This is a genomic window from Pseudomonas sivasensis (assembly GCF_052938085.1).
Window position 1 is genome coordinate 3,029,606 of record NZ_CP176442.1, and the last position, 18,640, is coordinate 3,048,245.

The following is an 18,640-nucleotide window of genomic DNA, read 5'->3' on the forward strand; positions in this document are numbered from 1 at the left end:
TCAAGCCTTGAGGGTGCGCGTCATCCGCAACGCCAACACACTACCGGCCACAATCACCGCCGCCAGTAGATACAACGCAATATCGGTGGACCCCGTCGTATCCTTCACAAAGCCCACGATGTACGGGCTGAGAAAGCCCGCCATCTGGCCCATGGAGTTGATCAACGCCAAACCACCCGCCGCCGCGCCCGCGCTGAGCATCGCAGTCGGCACTGGCCAGAACATCGGCAGACCGGTGAGGGCACCCATGGTGGCGATCGTCAGGCCCAGAATCGCAATCGCCGGGGTCGTGGCGAAGTTCACCGCAATCACCAGACCAATCGCGCCCATCAACATAGGCACCACCAAGTGCCAGCGACGCTCTTTGCGCAAGTCTGCGGAGCGGCCCACCAGCAGCATAAAGACCGCCGCCAGCAAATACGGGATCGCACTGAGCCAGCCGATCACCAAGTTATCGCTGAACCCCAGGTTCTTGATGATCGACGGCAGCCAGAAGTTGATCGCGTACACACCACTCTGGATGCAAAAGTAGATCAGGCCGAATGCCCAGATCGCTGGGTTCTTGAACACTTCGGCGAGGGAATCGCTGGTGGTTTTCGGCTTGTTGGCCAGGTCCGTCGCCTGGTCGGCTTCCAGTACCGCACGCTCGTGGGGTTTGAGCCACTTGGCGTGGGCAAACGTGTCACTGAGCAGGAAGTAGGCGAGGGCGCCGAGGATTACGGTGGGGATGCCTTGCAGCAGAAACATCCACTGCCAACCCGCCAAACCGCCTTGGCCGGCGGCGAAGTGGTTGAGGATCCAGCCGGAGAACGGGCTGCCGAGTAAGCCGGACACCGGAATCGCCGACATGAACAGCGCCATGATCCGTCCACGTCGGAACGTTGGGAACCACTGCGACAGGTACAGCACCACACCAGGGAAGAAGCCGGCTTCGGCGGCGCCCGTGAACAGGCGCAAGGTGTAGAAATGCGTCGGCGTGGTGACGAACAGCAGGCACGTGGACAAGGTGCCCCACACGATCATCATCAACGCGATCCAGCGCCGTGGACCGAACTTGGTCAGCGCCAGGTTGCTCGGTACGCCGCACAGCACGTAGCCAATGAAGAAAATCCCGGCACCCAGGCCGTACACGGTTTCACTGAATTTCAGCGCATCAAGCATCTGCAACTTGGCAAAGCCAACGTTGACCCGGTCAAGGTAGTTGAACAGATAGCAGATGAAAATGAAGGGGATCAGGCGCAGGGTAATGCGCTTGTAGATGGCGTTTTTATCGTCATCGGTGGCCAGTGTGGCAGCGGCGCTCTGTGACATGGCGTTCTCTCTTTATTATGATTTTTCGCGATGCGAGGGTAACGTTGATCGCTCAACGAGTCTCGGCCACGGGGCGGGGTGCTGTCTTTGTGCTCGCGCACAGTGATGGAAACTTTGCGCTGTGCCGATGAACAACCATGCTTTTTTAGGAATTTAGACTCATGTTCGAGTTGGATCATGACTTGGCACAGGACATCGTCGATCGGACCATGGCGATTTTGCCCTACAACGTCAATGTCATGGACAGCCAGGGCCTGATTCTCGGCAGTGGTGAGTCCGAGCGCATCAACACCCGCCATGAAGGTGCGCAACTGGTGCTGGCCAATGGTCGCGTGGTGGAAATCGACGGCCAGACCGCCAAACACCTCAAGGGCGTACAGCCGGGTATCAACCTGCCGCTGATGCACGATCAGCGTCTGATCGGCGTGCTGGGTATCACCGGCGAACCTGAACTGCTGCGCACCTACGCGGAACTGGTGCGTATGACCGCAGAAATGTTGGTCAGCCATCGCCATCAGCAAGCCGAGCAGCAATGGCGACGCCAGCGTTGCGACGATCTATTGGCGTTGCTCCTCGCCGAAACCGGTGATTCGCCGCGCCTGGTCGACGAAGCTCAGCAACTGGGACTCGAGCCGCAGCTGGCGCGCACGCCGTACCTTTTCGAACTGGGGCCGGGCCAGTCGGCGGAGGCATTAAGCGCGTGGCTGACGTCGCGCTATCCGGACAGTTGGTGCGTCAGCTCGGCGCAGTTCTCGTTGTTATGGTGCCGGCCCGCGGCGGTGCAAGTGGATAATCCGCGCCTGCTGGAAAAGCTCGAAGGCCAAGGTTGGAATGTGCTGCGCGTAGCCGTCGGCGGGCAAGCGGAAGGACTGGCCGGGCTGCGCCGTTGCTATCGGCGCGTGGGTGACTTACTGGCCTACGGTCGCGATGTACTGCCGCACTCACGGCTGCTGACCCTCAACCGTTATCGCCTGCCGGTGATGCTCTGGCGCCATCGCAACGACGACGCCCTCGATGAACTGCTCAACCCCCTGCGCAAAGTGCTCGCCAAGGACAACAACGGCCAATTGCTGGCCACGCTGCGCAGTTGGTGCGAGCACGATGGCCAAAGCCAGGCCTGCGCCGACGCGCTGGGTATCCACCGCAACAGTCTGCGTTACCGCATGGAGCGCATCGCTGAACTCAGTGGCGTCGACCCGCTGACTCTAGACGGCATGCTCGCCCTGTACCTGGGCGTCCAGCTGTTGCCCCAGGCTTTGTCGGAATGAACAACAAACCTCACCCGCACTTGTGCATCGGACCGGCGTCATTCCCGGTGCCAACTGGCAGCATGGGCGTCATAAAAACCGGAGAAAGCCCATGAAAATCATCATCGCCCCCGACTCGTTCAAGGACAGCCTGAGTGCCGAAGGCGTTGCCCAGGCCATTGCCCAAGGCTTGGCCGAGGTCTGGCCGGACGCGCAGTTGATCCAGTGCCCGATGGCGGACGGTGGTGAAGGAACGGTGGACTCGGTGCTCGCAGCCTGCAACGGCGAGCTGCGCCGCCAGGCGGTTCGCGGACCGTTGGGCGCGACGGTTGACGCGCGCTGGGGCTGGTTGGCCGACAGCCACACGGCGATCATCGAAATGGCCGAAGCCAGCGGCTTGCAATTGGTCCCACCAGGACAGCGCGATGCGTGTATCAGCAGCACTTACGGTACCGGCGAGCTGATCCGCGCCGCCCTGGATGCCGGCGCACAGCGCATCATCCTGGCGATTGGCGGCAGTGCCACCAACGATGGAGGCGCGGGGGCGATGCAGGCGCTTGGCGTGCACTTGTTTGATGCCCACTCCCAAGTGCTGGCGCCGGGCGGTTTGGCCTTAGCTGGCCTGGCCCATATCAGCCTTGAGCGGCTTGATCCGCGCCTGTCTGAGGTGCGCTTTGAAATCGCGGCCGACGTCAACAATCCCCTGTGTGGCCCCCACGGTGCCTCAGCCATTTTTGGCCCGCAGAAAGGTGCCAGTCCCGCACACGTCCAACAACTGGACGCGGCCCTCAGCCACTTCGCCGATCACTGCGCCAAGGTCTTGCCCAAGGACGTGCGCGACGAACCCGGCAGCGGCGCCGCCGGCGGCCTGGGCTTCGCCGCCAAGGCCTTTCTCGGTGCGCAGTTTCGAGCCGGTGTGGAAGTCGTCGCCGAATTGGTTGGCCTGGACGCCGTCGTACGCGACGCTGACCTGGTCATCACCGGCGAGGGCCGCTTCGACGCCCAGACCCTGCGCGGCAAAACCCCTTTTGGCGTCGCTCGTATCGCCCAGCAGCACGGCGTGCCCGTGATCGTCATCGCAGGCACCCTGGGCGACGGCTACGAGCAAATGTACGCCCACGGCGTCGACGCAGCCTTCGCCTTGCCGAACGGGCCGATGAGCCTGGAACAGGCGTGCAGTGAGGCCCCGCGATTATTGCGCGAGCGGGCGGCGGACATTGCGCGGGTGTGGCGGGTGGCGGCTAAGCACTGACGCCACCTCCCGAACATGGGACAATCCGCGCCTTTTTTTGACACGGAGAGTCCCCATGCTGCGCCCCGCACTCCTGGCCTTGCTGTTGACCAGCACTGCCACCTTCGCTCAAACCAACACTGAAACCGTTCCCTTGCTCCGGGAAATCAAGAATTGGGTCACGGGTTGCGACAACCTGCGTAATTGCCATGCCCTCAGCGCACCCAGTGGCGTCGACGAGGAGGACTACAGCTCGCTGACTTTGCATATCTGGCATCAGGCCGGGCCTGAAGGTTACCTGCGTTTGCGCTTCGACCACCGCGGTGAGGCGCTCGACCTGTCGACCCTGCTGTTGGACGGTCAGCCGCTGGGGCTGGAGTTGACGCAGGGTCTGCACGTTGAACTGGACGATCAGGGCGGTGATCCCGAGGTGCAGTCCTATGGCGTGATCGAGGAGGCAGTGGCGCGGCGTTGGTTGCAGCGTTTGCGTAATGGCCAGCGCCTGCAATTGCCGGGGGATGAACAGGCGCATGTGTCGCTGAGTGGGCTGAGCGCTTCACTGCTTTTGATGGATGCGGTGCAGGGGCGGGTGGATAACGTCACGGCCTTGGCCCGCCCAGGTAAGGGCGCGGCCAGCGCCGTGCCTGCACGTTTGCCGACACCGGTGCTGCGCAAATTCCCAGGAGCACCGATGTTGACTGCGCAGGAGCAGGCCGGCCTGATAGCGGCCGCGTTGCACACCGTCACGCCCGAGGACAACGGCACCGGCAGCGCACCCGAGGCGAACGCTGGTGCCCTCACCGCGCAGCAGGCGATGACCGTGGTGCGTTATGACTGCGCGGCCTACAACTGTGAATACGATGTGGTCAGCCGCCAGCGCCAGGCGCCGTATGCCGAAACCCCGATGCAGCTTGAGCCCTTGCCATTAGGGATCGAACCACTGCAAGGCTCTGTGGGATATGACGCAGCTAGTGGCACCTTGAGTTATTTCTACAAGCTCCGGGGAATTGGCGATTGTGGCGCGGGCGCCGTCTGGGTGTTCGACGGCAAGGGTTTCCAGCTCAGTGAATTGCTGTCCATGCCGCGCTGCACTGGGGTGGGTTACGGTGATTGGCCTGCGTTGTGGTCGACGGCGCCAGCGCCCTAGCCATCGGGCGGGCAGGGCCTCTACACTGGCTGGCCACGTGTCTTTCAAAGGATGAAACGCCATGCACACACCTGAACCCCATATCGTGATCCAGCGCTTTACCGAGGCCCATCTTGAGGGCGTCGCAGCGCTCTATAACGAACCGGCGGTGTGTCGACAGGTGCTGCAAATGCCTTACCAATCGGTGGAGGCCTGGCGCAACAAGCTGGTGATGGACAACGAGCGTCGGCTGCAACTGGTGGCGGTGCACGGCGGCGAGGTGATCGGTCAACTCGGCCTGGAACAGTACCTGCGCGTGCGCCAGGCCCATGTGGGTTCGTTCGGCATGGGCGTTGCGCCGGCCTGGCAGGGTAAGGGGGTGGGATCGCGTCTGTTGAAAGCTGCGCTGGACGTGGCTGACAACTGGATGAATCTTCACCGCGTGGAGTTAACGGTGTACGCCGACAACGAAGCCGCGCAACACCTGTACCGTAAATTCGGTTTCGAGGTGGAAGGGCTGCTGCGCGATTACGCCCTGCGTGACGGTGTGTTTGTCGACACCGTCAGCATGGCCCGCCTGCGTCAGCGGGGTTAACCCAGAGCAAACGCCACCGCAGCCTGCGCATGCAGCTCGGTGGTGTCCAGCAGCGGCAGGTCGCTGTGTTCGGGCTTGATCAACAGGCCTATTTCCGTGCAACCAAGAATGATTGCCTGGGCGCCACGGGCGGCCAGGGATTTGATCACCCGTTGATAGATCTGGCGTGAAGTGTCGCTGATCACGCCCACACACAACTCTTCGTAGATGATGCGGTGCACATCCTTACGCTCATCCGTGTCCGGCACCAACACCGTCAAGCCGTGATCGGCCAGGCGGGACTTGAGAAAGTCCTGCTCCATGGTGAATGCGGTGCCCAACAAACCGACCGTCAGCGTGCCGGCCTCCACTGCGGCCAAACCGGCTGCATCGGCGATGTGCAGGAACGGAATCGACACCGCCGCCTCAATACGCGGGGCCACTTTATGCATGGTGTTGGTACACAGCACCACACACTCGGCGCCGCCAGCCTGCAGGCGGCGTGCAGCATCTTCGAGGATCTGCGCGGTGTCATCCCAACGCCCCGCATGCTGGGCCTGCTCCACCGGGCCGAAATCCACGCTGTACATCAACAGTTGCGCCGAGCGTAGCGGGCCCAGCTGGTCGCGCACGCGCTGGTTGATGATGCGGTAATACTCGGCGCTGGACTCCCAGCTCATGCCGCCGATAAGGCCGATGGTGCGCATGTGATGTTCCTGACAAGGGATGTGACTTCACCTTACCCACTGGCCAACCAATAGTCATACGCAGTTGCCTGCCAAATGACCGGTGCAGTTTTAAGGCGTACGGCGAACCGTCGCATCTGCCATGATCAGTCTTCGCAACCTGGCTCACCCAAGGAAATCCGCAATGGACGATGTACAACAACTGGGCGAGATGCTTCGTCATTACGCCGACAGCGAAGCCCACAAAAAACAGCAATTCGACGTGCAGTCAGCCCGCTGGGCGCAAAAGCTCGGCGAGTTGTTCGGGCAGATTGAGCTTTGGCTGGAACCGGTCAAAACCGTCGGGCTGCTGGAAGTCAATCGTGAAGCCTATGTGGCCAGCGGCCCGAGCGTGCCGGTGGAGACGTCCACCTTCAAGACTGAGAAGCTCATTGTGCAGATCACCGGCAAAACCGTGGAGTTCGTGCCGGATGTGATGGGGGCGGGCGGTTCGATTTCCGTCGCGGTGATGGGCTTGACCGCAGCCCGCCATGGCAGCGTCTCGCTGGTGCTGGCGGCCGACAAGAACGACTGGCTGTGGAAGAAAACCAATGGCCTGAAACACCCCGACACCTTCGGCTTCGACGCCAACTTCCTGGCTTCGCAATTACAAAGCCTGATCCCGCGCGATCGCGCTTGAGTCGTCAGCTTTGACGCCGATCCCAGGCCTGGCAAATGCCCGAGGCTAAATAGGGCGTATTCCCCAGGATTGGCTATACCTACAGCTCACTGTTTCGATGATGACCGCCAAGGAGTTCGATGATGAAACTAAGGCTAATGATCGGCGCGCTGTGTATCGCCACGCTGGGGATGACCGGTTGCGCCAGCAAGGTCACGCAACCGGATGAGTATTCGGGCTTTCTGTCCGACTACAGCCAACTCAAACAAGCCCAGTCGCCGTCGGGCGCCGTGGTGATGCGCTGGGTCGATCCCAAGCTGGACCTGAGCCGCTACAACGCGGCGTACATCGAACCGACTCAGTTCTACCCCAAACCCCACGCCACCGCGAAAATCCCCGAGAGCACCCTCAACGGCATCAACGCCTACTACAACCAAGCGCTCAAGCGTGAGCTGGCCAAGTCACTGCCCCTGGCCAGCGCGCCCGGCCCTGGCGTGATCGTGGTGCGCGCGGCAATCACCGCCGTCAGCAGCAAGACCGAGGGCCTGAAACCCTATGAATTCGTCCCGGTGGCCCTGGTGGCAGCGGCGGTGAGTACCGGTACCGGCATCCGTGACCAGGAAACCACTTTGGGGACCGAAGCGCAGTTCCTCGACGGGGCCACTGGCAAGGTGATCGCCCAGGTGGTGCGCAAAGGCACCGGCAAGCCGTTGGACAACGCTGCCCAGGTAATGAAAGCCGATGACGTCAAAAGCGTGATCGATGGCTGGGCGTCGGACCTGCATCAATCCTATGTAAAGCTCAGAAACCACTAGAACGCATTTCTGGCCAGGCGGTTGTAATAGCTGAGCAGGGCGTCGTAGCGGCGGGTGACGCGGTAATAGTCGTCACTCAACTGCTGCGGCGCGGCGTGGTCCTGCCAGTCCTGGTGCAGGGTGGTCAACGCCTTGAGGTATTCATCGGCAGGCGCCTTGATGTTGTACCAGAGGTAAATCGCCTCATCGTCCAGCCTTCTGCTGGGCATGGCATTGAGAAAGACTCTGCTGTCCTCGGCGGCCTTGCGTACCCCCTCGGTCAAGTCAGCCACGCGCTGCGGGGTCAGGTTGGCGTCGCGCACGCCTTGCTCGATCTGGTTCACCGCCTGGCGCGCCGCGATCATGTAGTTGAGCAAGTGCCACTGCATGTCTCGGCCAAAGCGCGCTTCCAGCAACGCCAGTTGGGCGGGACGCACACTCAGGTCTTCATCCGCCAACTGTTGGCGCAGAGAAGTGGACGCTGCCAGGTATTTTTCGACGACCTGATCGTAGGCCAGCAGCAATTGCTTGCCAGCGGCCTCTGACGCTATTTCCTGCGTTGTCGGCGCCAGGCTGCGCGCCTGCACGCGAGTAACCCCATCGGCCAGTGCCGTGACGTTGTACAACGCTTGCGCGTAGGCACCGGCGGCGGCGAGCAAGTTGCTGTCGGGCGCCTGGCGTTCCAGCTTCACCGTGTACTGCTGCGAACATACCGACCGCTGGATAAGGTACGGCTCGGGCTCGTTGCGGTCGCCATAGGTATCGAGGGTGGGTTTGTCGGGCTCCACTTCTGGAATGGGGTAATACGCGAGGCGCGTGTCCCGGTCGACGCGGTTTACGCAATCAATGATCGGTGCCAGGGCACTGGCTCTGGCAGTGTAGGGACTGTCGCGCTGGTCCAGCCACAGTTGCACTTTTTGCAACGGTCTGGTGGCGCTGGCCACCCCGAGCAGGCCAAGGCCCAATGCGATGCTTATGGGTAACAACCATTTTGGATTCATAGCTTGCCCTCCTGGCCGTACCACTGCACTTGGGTGGCGGGCGCCTGGCACTCAACCACGCTACGTGGCATGCGGCTGCACAGGCGTTCGGTCCACTGCTGCAGACCTTGGTTGCGGGTAACCAGGTGCTGGTTGTCAAGCATCTTCAGCCCGGCATAGAGCGCGACCGCGCCAACAAGACAAAGCGCGCCGCCCAGGACGGCCCAGCGTGGATGCCGGGCGGTCCAAGGGGTGTGGTGATTCATGAACGGCCGCTTGATCAAACCCACCAGCGCCAGTGCGACCGCCAGGGTCAAACTGGCGAACGGGCTGAACACATAACCCAACGCTGCGGCCAGAATGAGACCCGGTACCAGGTCACGTATCGGCAGCAACGGCAAGTGGGTCGGGCTGAGCCAGCGGGGCAAGCGTTGGCTGAGCTGTTCATCCAGCACGCGGTAATGGTGGGCCAGCGGTCGCCAGGCCTGCCAGGCTATGCCCGCACACACCACGGCGCCGATCGACCACAGAATGCCCTGGCCCAGGGTCGGTATTACTTTGCCGGCCAAGGCTTCGGCCTTTACCAGCACACCCACCAGGCAACTGAGCACCAGCGCAACGATCCACGGCCAGGTGTCCATGGAGGCCTCCCAGCCCTGCCAGAAATACACCGTGCCACCGGGCATGCCTTCGGCAACGCTGACGTGGTCGGCATAAATATCGGGACTCAACGTCTTGCAGGCCTTCCAGTCGTCTTCGTCGAAGCGCTGGGCAAAGGCACGGCGCTGGCCAAGGCTCATGGGTGCCAGTAGCAAGCGCGCGGCACGCTGTTGCGGGCTGTCGGGCGGTTGTGTGGCCAATGCACGTTGGTGCGCCATAAAAGCAGGACCTTCTTGGCGCTTCAACATCTGCGCCCAGTCTCCAGCGGGGCACCCATGATCTGCGCCGCCGTGCCAGTTTTGTCCGGCGCAAACCGCTTCGAATACAGTGCTCGACCAGTAATCATGGTTGGCAAGCAGTCTGGCCAACCATTCGTTGAACCACTCGGCATGGGGATGATTGTTCACCCAGGCATGCGCGTTGGGTGTAGCGGCGTAGGCCGCCAGGAACGCAGCGTCGTCTTGCTGGCCAAGGGCTTGGTGCAAGGGGTTCTGCAATTGGGTCCGTTGCTGGAACTCCAGGGTGCTGACTAACGCACTGGGCAATTCCAGGCGTTGCCAGGCAGTCAGCCAGTTGAAGGTTTCGAAGGCCCACCGGGTGTCTTCGGCATTCAGATCGCATTCGATGCAGCGCTGCAACAGGTGGACTTCCAGCAACAGCGCGGTGCCATCGGCCATGGCCGCTTCGTAATGCTGAGCGAGGGTTTGGTCGGGCGTCTCGACCAGCACGTCATCAGCGACCTGCTCGTCCGGGTTCCACGCCAGTGCAGCCTCGTAGGCTTCGCGCAGGCGCTGAAAGCCTTGCGGGTCATCGTCCGGGCGGTTCTGTTTCAGCAAGGCGGCGTATTGGCGCTTGATCGTACGGCTATCGGCATCCGGCGTCAGGCCGAGGACATTCCAGCAAGTCATGTGCGGTACAGCTCCCTAGACAATCGCAGGCGCCATGCCTGTTTTACGGCGTGATATTCCAACGGTATGGGGCAGGGCGCGCCCGGTCCAGCGCTGTTGCGACCGGGCGCGAGGTGTCACTTAAGCGGTGTCAGTGGCGGTAGCTTCCATTGACCGGAACCTACCTCAGGCTTGGGCAGGTAGATGCGCAGCACAGCGAAGAATGGGCCGGGTGGAGCCGGCAACCAGTTGCTCTGTTCGGCTTTCGGTGGCTCATGGTGCTGTAGCGCCAGGGTCACGCCGCCATCGGCGTCGCGCTTGAGATCAGGCAACATATGCGAGTTGATCAGGTAGCGTTTCTTGTGGTTCGGCACCAGCAACTTGGTCTTTGCGTCGTACAGGGTCAGGGACCAGAACGCATCGGCTGGCGGCAGTTGGTCCTTGGCGAAATGCACGGTGTAACTGTGGCGCGCACCGTTGGCAGGCTTGCCTTCGCTGTCGACGACGTACTCGAGGTAAGCGGCCTCGTCACTGGAGTTGCCGAAGATCCCCAAGTCCGCACCGGCGTAGCGGTACAGGTAGTTGTTTTGCAGATGGTCGCGACTGCCGAACAAATCACCGCTGGACACTTGATGCGTGTCGATCCTGTCTTTTTTGAACGCTGCAAATTCAGCGCGGGCATCGCTGATGCCATCTTCCAGGGCTTTGCGCTGCTCGGCGGTCAACTGGTTGAGCGCGAAGGGTGCGCCGGGGGCGATGCCGATCCTGGCAAAACGCGCGAGCAGCTCTTTTTCACTGTCCTGAGGGGCGGCGAAGGAGAGCATGAAGTTCAGGTAGCGGAACAACTGCGGGCCTTCGACCATGGTCGCCGTAGGCTTGGGCCATTCGACCTTCGGCGCCTTGGCCGGCGCGGCTTGTTTCACATAGCTGCTCAGGGACTGGACTTTGTAGCCGTTCTGGATCTGCTTGACCTTGTTCAGGTCTTTTTCATCGAACAGCTGCGTGCGGTACAGGGCGTAGGCGATGTTGCTTTCGCTGTACACCACGCGGTCAACGTCCACCGGCTGCTGACCTTTCCAGTCCGGGCCGGCGATCATGTAGTGGCCGCCGTTGTTGCCGGTGCTGCGGGTGCCCAGGTAGGCGAAGTTCTGTGTGTAAAGATCGATCAACTGCACCGAGTAGTAACGGTTGTCTTCGATCTTCGGCAACGTCAGCACCAGCGGTTCGCTGCGCAGGTCCATCCATACAAACGAGTAGGCCGTGTCGGGGCTCGGGGTCAAGGACGCCGTGTCTTTGGGCGTAAACACCTGGGCGGTGTTGCCTATCCGGTTGAACGGCGCCTTGAAGTTGGCACCGCCTTTATCAACTGCCTGGGTGTAAAGCGTCTTGTACATCTGCACGACCGGGTAGCCATACAGATACGCTTCCTTGGCGATAGCCCGCGCTTCGCTCGGGGTCGCGGTGAAATCGGCCAAGGCGCCGGTACTCATGAGTATCGAGAGGCTCGCCAACAGCAGGCGCGTCGGTTGTTTGATCATGTTGTTGCGTCTCTTAATGAGCAGGGGTGATGTCTTCCAGTTTTCAGCTTTTATCGACGTTGGCCTCGGTCGGCGCATACAGCCGTAAAAAGCTGAACCCGTGTTTGCCGGACGAAGTTTGCACCCAGTTGCGCTCGAAGTCTTTTGGCGCGTGCGTTGAGGGGCACGATCGCGCTAGCGTCCTATTGAATGAGTAACGGGGCAGGGCGGCGACGAGTGTCAAACGTGGGGCAGCATCGCTTTGACTTTGTCACGCAGTTGATCGATGGAAAACGGCTTGGCAATCACCTGCATGCCGTCAGGCACATCGATGTTTTCGGCATAGCCGCTGGCGAACAGGATTGGCAGGGAGGGGCGCAGCTCACGCACTTTGGTTGCCAGTTGCTTGCCGTCCATATCGGGCAAGCCAACGTCGGTCATCATCAGGTCAATCACCTGGTCAGTATCTTTAACCTGTTCCAAGGCCTTTTCAGCGTCGCCTGCTTCAAGCACCTTGAACTCCAACTCCTCAAGCACATCGACGATCAGCATGCGCACGATGGCGTCGTCTTCAACGACAAGGATGGTGGAGATGACTGTGGACATAATATGGAATTCCCAAAAAAGGCGAGGTTTACCGGCTGCCGTTCTGACAGGCCTCTTCCTTGAGTAAGCGCGGCCTGTAGACAAGTTCCCGCAAGCGGTAAAAACAATGCAATACAAAAGGCTAGGGAGAATAGCTTGTTCCGCTGTAGGAATCTGTACAAAACAGCTTTAGAAAAATGGTCTTGCCCGCCAGTTTGGGGCAAACTCCCGGTTTTTCCGTATTTGGCCAAGGCATGCCCATGACTCCTGCGTCGTCCGTCGATGAAAAGAGCTTTCGTAACCTCCTGAGCCGGAACGTGGCATTGCCCCTGGGTGTGGGTGTGCTGAGCGCCGTGTTTTTCGTCTGCCTGATTACCTATTTGCTAACGGTGATTAAGTGGGTTGAGCACACCGATCGGGTAATTAATAACCTTAACGAGTCGTCCAAGCTCACCGTGGACTTGGAAACCGGCATGCGTGGTTTCCTGATTACCGGCGATGAGCATTTTCTCGACCCATACGAAGTGGCTAAGCCGCGCATCATTGCCGACCTGCGCAATTTGCAGGAACTGGTGGCCGATAACCCGCAACAGGTCGACCGCCTCAAACGCCTTGAGGCCATGCAGGACGAGTGGAATAAATACGCCCAGTCGATGATCGATATGCAGCGCCAAAGCGGTGATTACCGCGGCGCGGTCAAGGCTGGCCGCGGCAAGCGCCTCACCGATGAAATTCGCAAGGAGTACGACGATGCGGTGGCGATGGAGCAACAGCTTCGCCTCACTCGCAATGAGGACGTGACGCGCACCACGGTGATCAGTGTCACCTTGTACCTGGTGTTCGTACTCGGTTTGAGTGGCTTTCTGGCGTATATCGGCCGGAAGAATTTACTTGCTCTATCACAGAGTTACGCCGCAACCCTCGCGTCTCAGCAGAAGAGTGCACGGCGCCTCGAACAGCAGGCTTGGTTGCGCAATGGGCAAACCGAGCTGGCCGAACAAGTGCTGGGCCAACTGACCCTGAACATGCTGGGGCGCAATATCCTGCAATTTTTCGCTCAATACATGGGCTCGGCGGTTGCGGCGCTGTATGTACGCGAAGAGCACGGCGGCCTCAAGCGGGTCGCCACTTATGGCTTCTCCCGTGACCAGGAGCAACTGGAACAATCGATCTACAGTGACGAAGGCATCGTTGGGCAGGCTGCCCAGCTGGATCGCCTGATTCGCCTGGACGATGTGCCGGTGGACTACTTTAAAGTCAGTTCCGGCCTCGGCGAAGGCGCCACCCGCAGCGTGCTTGTGATGCCGACCAGCGATGATGACCGCGTCAACGGGGTAGTCGAACTCGGCTTCCTGCGCCCGCTGGAGGACCGTGACGTTGAGTTGCTGGAACTCATCGGCGGCAACATCGGCACCTCCATCGAAGCCGCGCGTTATCGTCAGCGTTTGCAGGAAGTGCTGGCCGAAACCCAGCAGCTCAACGAAGAGCTGCAAGTGCAGCAGGAAGAGCTCAAGACCGCCAACGAAGAGTTGGAAGAGCAGTCACGCATCCTCAAGGAATCCCAGGCCCACCTGGAGACCCAACAAGCAGAGCTGGAGCAGACTAACGAACAATTGGCCGAGCAGGCCCAGACCCTGGCCGAACAGCGCGACGCCATGGACCGCAAGAACATCCAGCTCAATCAGGCTCAGGTAGAACTGGAAGACCGCGCCGAAGAGTTGCAGCGGTCCAGCAAGTACAAGTCCGAATTCCTCGCCAACATGTCCCACGAACTGCGCACGCCGCTGAACAGCTCGTTGATTCTGGCCAAATTGCTGGCGGAAAACCCCCAGGACAACCTCAGTGCCGAACAGGTCAAGTTCGCCGAATCGATCTATTCGGCCGGTAATGACCTGCTCAACCTGATCAACGACATCCTGGATATTTCCAAGGTGGAAGCCGGCAAACTGGAAGTGCGCCCGGAAAACTCCAGCGTGACGCGTCTTGTGGACGGTCTGCGCGGGATGTTCGAGCCGCTGGCCGCCGACCGCAAGTTGGGGTTCCAGGTGGAGATCCAGCCAGGTGCGCCGATCATGCTGTACACCGACCGCCAGCGCCTGGAGCAGATCCTCAAGAACCTGCTATCTAATGCGGTCAAGTTCACTGAACAGGGCCAGGTCAGCCTATCGGTATCAAGCGCATCGGAAGGCGGCATTGCCTTTACCGTGCGCGATTCCGGGATCGGCATTGCTCCGGACCAGCAGGAAAGCATCTTCGAAGCCTTCCGCCAGGCCGATGGCACCACCAACCGGCGTTACGGCGGCACCGGCCTGGGCCTGTCGATCTCCCGGGACCTGGCGGCCTTGCTGGGTGGCTACATCAGCGTAACCAGTGAACCGGGCAAGGGCAGCGTTTTCACGCTGGTATTGCCGGAGCAGTACGTGGAGCGCGCCGAAGACGCGCCTCCGATCGAGCAGCCGCGCCAGGCCGTCGTAGTGCCGGCACCAACGCCGATCAAAGTGTCGCCGTTACCGGTGACCGACACTAAACTCATCCCGCGCTTTGCCGACGACCGCGACAAGGCACCGTTCACCACGCGCTGCATCCTGGTGGTAGAAGACGAGCCTAACTTCGCGCGCATCCTGTTCGACCTGGCCCACGAGCTGGGCTACCAATGCCTGGTCGCCCACGGTGCGGATGAGGGTTATAGCCTGGCTGAGGAATACATCCCCGATGCAATCCTGCTGGACATGCGCCTGCCGGACCATTCCGGGTTGACCGTGTTGCAACGCCTCAAGGAGCACGCCAGTACCCGTCATATCCCGGTGCATGTGATATCCGTCGAAGACCGCGTCGAAGCCGCCATGCACATGGGCGCCATCGGGTATGCGGTGAAACCCACCACCCGCGAGGAGCTCAAGGACGTATTCGCGCGCCTGGAAGCCAAGCTGACCCAAAAGGTCAAGCGCGTATTGCTGGTGGAAGACGACGACCTGCAACGCGATAGCATTGCCCGCCTGATCGGCGACGATGACATCGAAATTACCGATGTCGGTTACGCCCAGGCCGCGTTGGAGCTGCTGCGCACCAACGTCTACGACTGCATGATCATCGACCTCAAGCTGCCTGACATGCTCGGCAACGAGCTGCTTAAGCGCATGGCCACCGAGGACATTTGCTCGTTCCCGCCAGTGATTGTCTACACCGGGCGTAATCTCACCCGAGATGAAGAAGCCGAGCTGCGCAAGTACTCGCGCTCAATCATCATCAAGGGCGCCCGTTCGCCGGAGCGCCTGCTGGACGAAGTCACACTCTTTCTGCACAAAGTCGAATCCCAGCTGTCCCATGACCGCCAGAAGATGCTCAAGACTGCCCGCAGCCGCGACAAGGTCTTCGAGGGGCGCAAAATCCTGTTGGTGGACGACGATGTGCGCAACATCTTCGCCCTCACCAGCGCCCTGGAGCATAAAGGTGCCGTGGTGGTGATCGGGCGTAACGGCCGTGAAGCCATCGAGAAACTCAATGAAGTCGACGATATCGACCTGGTGCTGATGGACGTGATGATGCCGGAGATGGACGGTTACGAAGCCACCGCCCTGATCCGCCAGGACCCGCGTTGGAAGAAGCTGCCGATTATTGCGGTGACGGCCAAGGCCATGAAGGACGATCAGGAGCGCTGCCTCGCGGCGGGTTCCAACGATTACTTGGCAAAGCCGATCGATCTGGACCGTCTGTTCTCACTGATTCGCGTATGGCTACCCAAGATGGAACGCATTTAAGTGGAGCACGTTTTTTTGGACAAGAGCAGCGACATTGAGCTGCGCCTGCTGATTGAGGCGATATACCTCAAGTACAGCTATGACTTTCGCGACTACTCGGGTGCGTCGGTCAAACGCCGTGTGGCTCACGCCCTACGCCAGTTCGACTGCGCGACCATTTCGGCGTTGCAGGAACGGGTGCTGCATGATCCAGCGGCATTCATGCAATTGCTGCAATTTCTCACGATCCCGGTGAGCGAGATGTTTCGCGACCCGTCGCACTTCCTGGCGATCCGCCAGGAAGTCGTACCGCTGCTCAAAACCTATCCGTCGATCAAGATCTGGATCGCCGGCTGCAGCACAGGGGAGGAGGTGTACTCCATGGCGATCCTGCTGCGCGAAGAAGGGCTGCTGGAGCGCACGATCATCTATGCCACGGACATCAATCCCGCCTCGCTCGATAAAGCCAAGCAGGGCATCTTTTCCCTGGAGAACGTGCGCGCCTACACCGCCAACTATCAGCAGGCAGGTGGGCAGCGTTCATTTGCCGACTACTACACGGCGGCTTACGATTACGCGATCTTCGACAAGACGCTGCGCGAGAACGTGACCTTTGCTGATCACAGCCTGGCGACCGATAGCGTATTCTCAGAAACTCAATTAATTTCATGTCGTAACGTACTGATTTATTTCAATAAAAAGTTGCAAGACAGGGCGTTTGGGTTGTTTCATGAGTCGCTGTGCCATCGCGGCTTCCTGGTGCTGGGCAGTAAGGAAACCCTGGATTTTTCTGCCTACAGCAAGCAGTTCGAAGCCTTGGTCAAGCAAGAGCGGATCTACCGGAAATCATGAACGACGCGCAAGCCAGCCCGATTCGCGGGATTGAAGCCATCGTCGTCGGCGCGTCTGCCGGCGGTGTGGAGGCGTTGCTGCATATTTTTGGCGAGCTGCCTGCGGGTTTTGGATTGCCGATCATTGCCGTGCTGCACCTGCCAGATGAGCGCCGCAGCCAGCTGGCCGAGGTATTTGCGCGGCGCTTGCGTATCCCGGTCCTTGAAGCTCGTGACAAAGAAATTATTGCAGCGGGCTCCCTGTATTTCGCCGGTCCCGGCTATCACCTGTCGGTGGAGCATGACCGCAGCCTGTCCCTGAGCCAGGAGGATCGCGTGCATCATTCCCGGCCCGCCATCGATTACCTGTTCGCGTCCGCCGCTGATGCCTATGGCAAAAACTTGCTGGCTATTCTGCTGACCGGCGCCAACCAGGACGGCGCGAAAGGGTTGGCCCATGTCAAGCGCTCGGGGGGGATCACCGTCGTGCAAGACCCCGCCGAGGCGCGTATTTCGGTGATGCCGCTAGCGGCCCTGGCCTTGCATACACCTGACCATATTCTCACGCTGAGCCAAATTGGCTCGTTGCTGGCTTTGCTGGAATCCTCCCCATGTTAAGTACCTTCCAGGCCAAACTGCTGATCGTCGACGATCTGCCGGAGAACCTGCTGGCTCTCGAAGCGCTGATCAAACGCGAGGATCGCCAGGTCTTCAAAGCGTTGAGCGCCGACGAGGCCTTGTCCCTGTTACTGGAACACGAATTCGCCATGGCGATTCTCGACGTGCAGATGCCCGGCATGAACGGTTTTGAATTGGCCGAACTGATGCGAGGCACCGAAAAAACCAAGAACATCCCGATCGTGTTCGTCAGTGCCGCCGGCCGCGAACTCAACTACGCCTTCAAGGGCTACGAGAGCGGCGCGGTGGACTTCCTGCATAAACCGCTGGATATCCACGCGGTGAAGAGCAAGGTCAATGTCTTCGTCGACTTGTACCGCCAAAGCAAGGCCATGAAGCAACAGGTTGAAGCGTTGGAGCGCAGCCGCCGCGAGCAGGAGCAGTTGCTGAACCGCCTGCAGGCCACCCAGGCCGAGTTGGAACAGGCTGTGCGCATGCGTGATGACTTTATGTCGATTGTCGCCCATGAGGTGCGTACGCCCCTTAACGGGCTGATCCTGGAGACACAGCTACGCAAGATGCACCTGGCCCGGGATAACGCCGCCGCGTTCACTCTGGACAAGATGCACGCGATGGTTGACCGCGATGAGCGGCAGATCAAAAGCTTGATTCGCCTGATTGAAGATATGCTTGATGTGTCGCGCATTCGCACCGGCAAGCTGTCGATCCGCCCCGCAAGGTTTGACCTCGCGCAACTGGTCAGCAACCTGGTGGAGAACTTCGCGCCACAAGTGGCAGCCGCCGACTCGTCGATGCAACTGGTTGTGCAAGGGCCCGTCGAAGGGAACTGGGATGAGTTCCGCATTGAGCAGGTAGTCACCAACCTGCTGACCAACGCCTTGCGCTACGGGGCCAAAAGCCCAGTGGAGGTGCAGGTGTACAGCGAGCATGGCGAAGCTAGGGTCGAAGTGCGCGACCACGGTATCGGCATCAGTGCGGAGAACCAGAAGCGTATTTTCCAGCAGTTCGAGCGCGTGTCTGCCAGTCAAGTGGCGGCGGGCCTGGGCCTTGGGCTGTTTATTTCCGAGCAGATCGTTGCGGCCCATGGCGGCACCATCGAGGTCGAAAGCCAGATAGGCGAGGGCGCGCTGTTTCGGGTGTGTCTGCCCCTTGAAACGTCAGCGTGAAATCAATCGTCA

16 protein-coding genes are annotated in these 18,640 nt (G+C 60.4%); 10 read left to right on the forward strand and 6 right to left on the reverse strand.

The genetic code is table 11. The annotated features are described in order from the left end of the window. Window positions 1–1,311 (reverse strand): MFS transporter, encoded by a 1,311-nt coding sequence (locus tag ACKZ62_RS14060; protein WP_447096891.1) that lies wholly within the window; start codon window positions 1,309–1,311, stop codon window positions 1–3. 161 nt (window positions 1,312–1,472) lie between these two features. On the opposite strand from ACKZ62_RS14060, the gene ACKZ62_RS14065 reads away from it, so the two are divergent. The 4 genes from ACKZ62_RS14065 to ACKZ62_RS14080 all read left to right on the forward strand — a co-directional run bounded on the left by ACKZ62_RS14065 (window position 1,473) and on the right by ACKZ62_RS14080 (window position 5,510). Then, window positions 1,473–2,579: a sugar diacid recognition domain-containing protein gene (locus ACKZ62_RS14065; RefSeq protein WP_447096892.1), complete on the forward strand. Its 1,107-nt coding sequence runs from the start codon at window positions 1,473–1,475 to the stop codon at window positions 2,577–2,579. A 91-nt stretch (window positions 2,580–2,670) separates the two neighbouring features. Then, entirely contained in the window at window positions 2,671–3,810 is a 1,140-nt protein-coding gene (locus ACKZ62_RS14070) for a glycerate kinase (protein WP_099602508.1), read from the forward strand. A 55-nt stretch (window positions 3,811–3,865) separates the two neighbouring features. Then, window positions 3,866–4,936, forward strand: a complete 1,071-nt coding sequence (locus ACKZ62_RS14075; RefSeq protein ID WP_032885685.1) for a DUF1176 domain-containing protein — start codon at window positions 3,866–3,868, stop codon at window positions 4,934–4,936. 61 nt (window positions 4,937–4,997) lie between these two features. Then, window positions 4,998–5,510, forward strand: a complete 513-nt coding sequence (locus ACKZ62_RS14080; RefSeq protein WP_099602506.1) for a GNAT family N-acetyltransferase — start codon at window positions 4,998–5,000, stop codon at window positions 5,508–5,510. Here ACKZ62_RS14080 and ACKZ62_RS14085 read toward each other — a convergent pair. Then, window positions 5,507–6,196 carry an amino acid racemase gene (locus ACKZ62_RS14085; protein ID WP_122680975.1) on the reverse strand — a complete coding sequence of 230 codons (690 nt, stop codon included), beginning with the start codon at window positions 6,194–6,196 and terminating at the stop codon, window positions 5,507–5,509. The two genes, ACKZ62_RS14080 and ACKZ62_RS14085, sit on opposite strands and share 4 nt — an antisense overlap. Before the next feature lie 163 nt (window positions 6,197–6,359). Here ACKZ62_RS14085 and ACKZ62_RS14090 point away from each other — a divergent pair, with 163 nt between their 5' ends. Together ACKZ62_RS14090 and ACKZ62_RS14095 are read left to right on the forward strand one after the other, a co-directional pair. Next, window positions 6,360–6,854: a hypothetical protein gene (locus tag ACKZ62_RS14090; RefSeq protein ID WP_447096893.1), complete on the forward strand. Its 495-nt coding sequence runs from the start codon at window positions 6,360–6,362 to the stop codon at window positions 6,852–6,854. A gap of 122 nt (window positions 6,855–6,976) precedes the next feature. Next, complete coding sequence (locus ACKZ62_RS14095; protein ID WP_032885681.1) at window positions 6,977–7,648, forward strand: DUF3313 domain-containing protein; 672 nt, start codon at window positions 6,977–6,979, stop codon at window positions 7,646–7,648. On the opposite strand, the gene ACKZ62_RS14100 is transcribed toward ACKZ62_RS14095, so the two are convergent. The 4 genes from ACKZ62_RS14100 to ACKZ62_RS14115 all read right to left on the reverse strand — a co-directional run bounded on the left by ACKZ62_RS14100 (window position 7,645) and on the right by ACKZ62_RS14115 (window position 12,277). Next, a complete protein-coding gene (locus ACKZ62_RS14100) occupies window positions 7,645–8,628 on the reverse strand; it encodes a DUF3829 domain-containing protein (RefSeq protein WP_339481375.1) in 984 nt (327 codons plus the stop codon). The two genes, ACKZ62_RS14095 and ACKZ62_RS14100, sit on opposite strands and share 4 nt — an antisense overlap. Continuing rightward, entirely contained in the window at window positions 8,625–10,175 is a 1,551-nt protein-coding gene (locus tag ACKZ62_RS14105; RefSeq protein ID WP_447096894.1) for a J domain-containing protein, read from the reverse strand. The genes ACKZ62_RS14100 and ACKZ62_RS14105 overlap by 4 nt, the downstream gene beginning before the upstream one ends. 116 nt (window positions 10,176–10,291) lie before the next feature. Continuing rightward, window positions 10,292–11,692 carry a DUF1254 domain-containing protein gene (locus ACKZ62_RS14110; protein ID WP_447096895.1) on the reverse strand — a complete coding sequence of 467 codons (1,401 nt, stop codon included), beginning with the start codon at window positions 11,690–11,692 and terminating at the stop codon, window positions 10,292–10,294. Window positions 11,693–11,911: 219 nt separating this feature from the next. Next, a complete protein-coding gene (locus ACKZ62_RS14115; protein WP_032885677.1) occupies window positions 11,912–12,277 on the reverse strand; it encodes a response regulator in 366 nt (121 codons plus the stop codon). Window positions 12,278–12,516: 239 nt separating this feature from the next. Between ACKZ62_RS14115 and ACKZ62_RS14120 the strand changes: the two genes are divergently transcribed. The 4 genes from ACKZ62_RS14120 to ACKZ62_RS14135 are packed head-to-tail and all read left to right on the forward strand — an operon-like array spanning window position 12,517 to window position 18,628. Next, window positions 12,517–16,014, forward strand: coding sequence for a response regulator (locus ACKZ62_RS14120; RefSeq protein WP_447096896.1), 3,498 nt, complete (start codon window positions 12,517–12,519; stop codon window positions 16,012–16,014). Continuing rightward, on the forward strand, window positions 16,015–16,845 hold the full coding sequence (locus ACKZ62_RS14125; protein ID WP_177326419.1) for a CheR family methyltransferase: 831 nt from the start codon (window positions 16,015–16,017) through the stop codon (window positions 16,843–16,845). Next, a complete protein-coding gene (locus tag ACKZ62_RS14130) occupies window positions 16,842–17,441 on the forward strand; it encodes a chemotaxis protein CheB (protein ID WP_032885676.1) in 600 nt (199 codons plus the stop codon). The genes ACKZ62_RS14125 and ACKZ62_RS14130 overlap by 4 nt, the downstream gene beginning before the upstream one ends. Further along, window positions 17,435–18,628: a hybrid sensor histidine kinase/response regulator gene (locus ACKZ62_RS14135; RefSeq protein ID WP_095184745.1), complete on the forward strand. Its 1,194-nt coding sequence runs from the start codon at window positions 17,435–17,437 to the stop codon at window positions 18,626–18,628. Before ACKZ62_RS14130 ends, ACKZ62_RS14135 begins: the two co-directional genes overlap by 7 nt. Window positions 18,629–18,640 lie beyond the last annotated feature (12 nt).

Coding starts and splice junctions, on each gene's coding strand:
- ACKZ62_RS14060 (WP_447096891.1), bottom strand. CDS start 1,311: ATGTCACAGAGCGCCGCTGCCACACTGGCCACCGATGACGATAAAAAC.
- ACKZ62_RS14065 (WP_447096892.1), top strand. CDS start 1,473: ATGTTCGAGTTGGATCATGACTTGGCACAGGACATCGTCGATCGGACC.
- ACKZ62_RS14070 (WP_099602508.1), top strand. CDS start 2,671: ATGAAAATCATCATCGCCCCCGACTCGTTCAAGGACAGCCTGAGTGCC.
- ACKZ62_RS14075 (WP_032885685.1), top strand. CDS start 3,866: ATGCTGCGCCCCGCACTCCTGGCCTTGCTGTTGACCAGCACTGCCACC.
- ACKZ62_RS14080 (WP_099602506.1), top strand. CDS start 4,998: ATGCACACACCTGAACCCCATATCGTGATCCAGCGCTTTACCGAGGCC.
- ACKZ62_RS14085 (WP_122680975.1), bottom strand. CDS start 6,196: ATGCGCACCATCGGCCTTATCGGCGGCATGAGCTGGGAGTCCAGCGCC.
- ACKZ62_RS14090 (WP_447096893.1), top strand. CDS start 6,360: ATGGACGATGTACAACAACTGGGCGAGATGCTTCGTCATTACGCCGAC.
- ACKZ62_RS14095 (WP_032885681.1), top strand. CDS start 6,977: ATGAAACTAAGGCTAATGATCGGCGCGCTGTGTATCGCCACGCTGGGG.
- ACKZ62_RS14100 (WP_339481375.1), bottom strand. CDS start 8,628: ATGAATCCAAAATGGTTGTTACCCATAAGCATCGCATTGGGCCTTGGC.
- ACKZ62_RS14105 (WP_447096894.1), bottom strand. CDS start 10,175: ATGACTTGCTGGAATGTCCTCGGCCTGACGCCGGATGCCGATAGCCGT.
- ACKZ62_RS14110 (WP_447096895.1), bottom strand. CDS start 11,692: ATGATCAAACAACCGACGCGCCTGCTGTTGGCGAGCCTCTCGATACTC.
- ACKZ62_RS14115 (WP_032885677.1), bottom strand. CDS start 12,277: ATGTCCACAGTCATCTCCACCATCCTTGTCGTTGAAGACGACGCCATC.
- ACKZ62_RS14120 (WP_447096896.1), top strand. CDS start 12,517: ATGACTCCTGCGTCGTCCGTCGATGAAAAGAGCTTTCGTAACCTCCTG.
- ACKZ62_RS14130 (WP_032885676.1), top strand. CDS start 16,842: ATGAACGACGCGCAAGCCAGCCCGATTCGCGGGATTGAAGCCATCGTC.
- ACKZ62_RS14135 (WP_095184745.1), top strand. CDS start 17,435: ATGTTAAGTACCTTCCAGGCCAAACTGCTGATCGTCGACGATCTGCCG.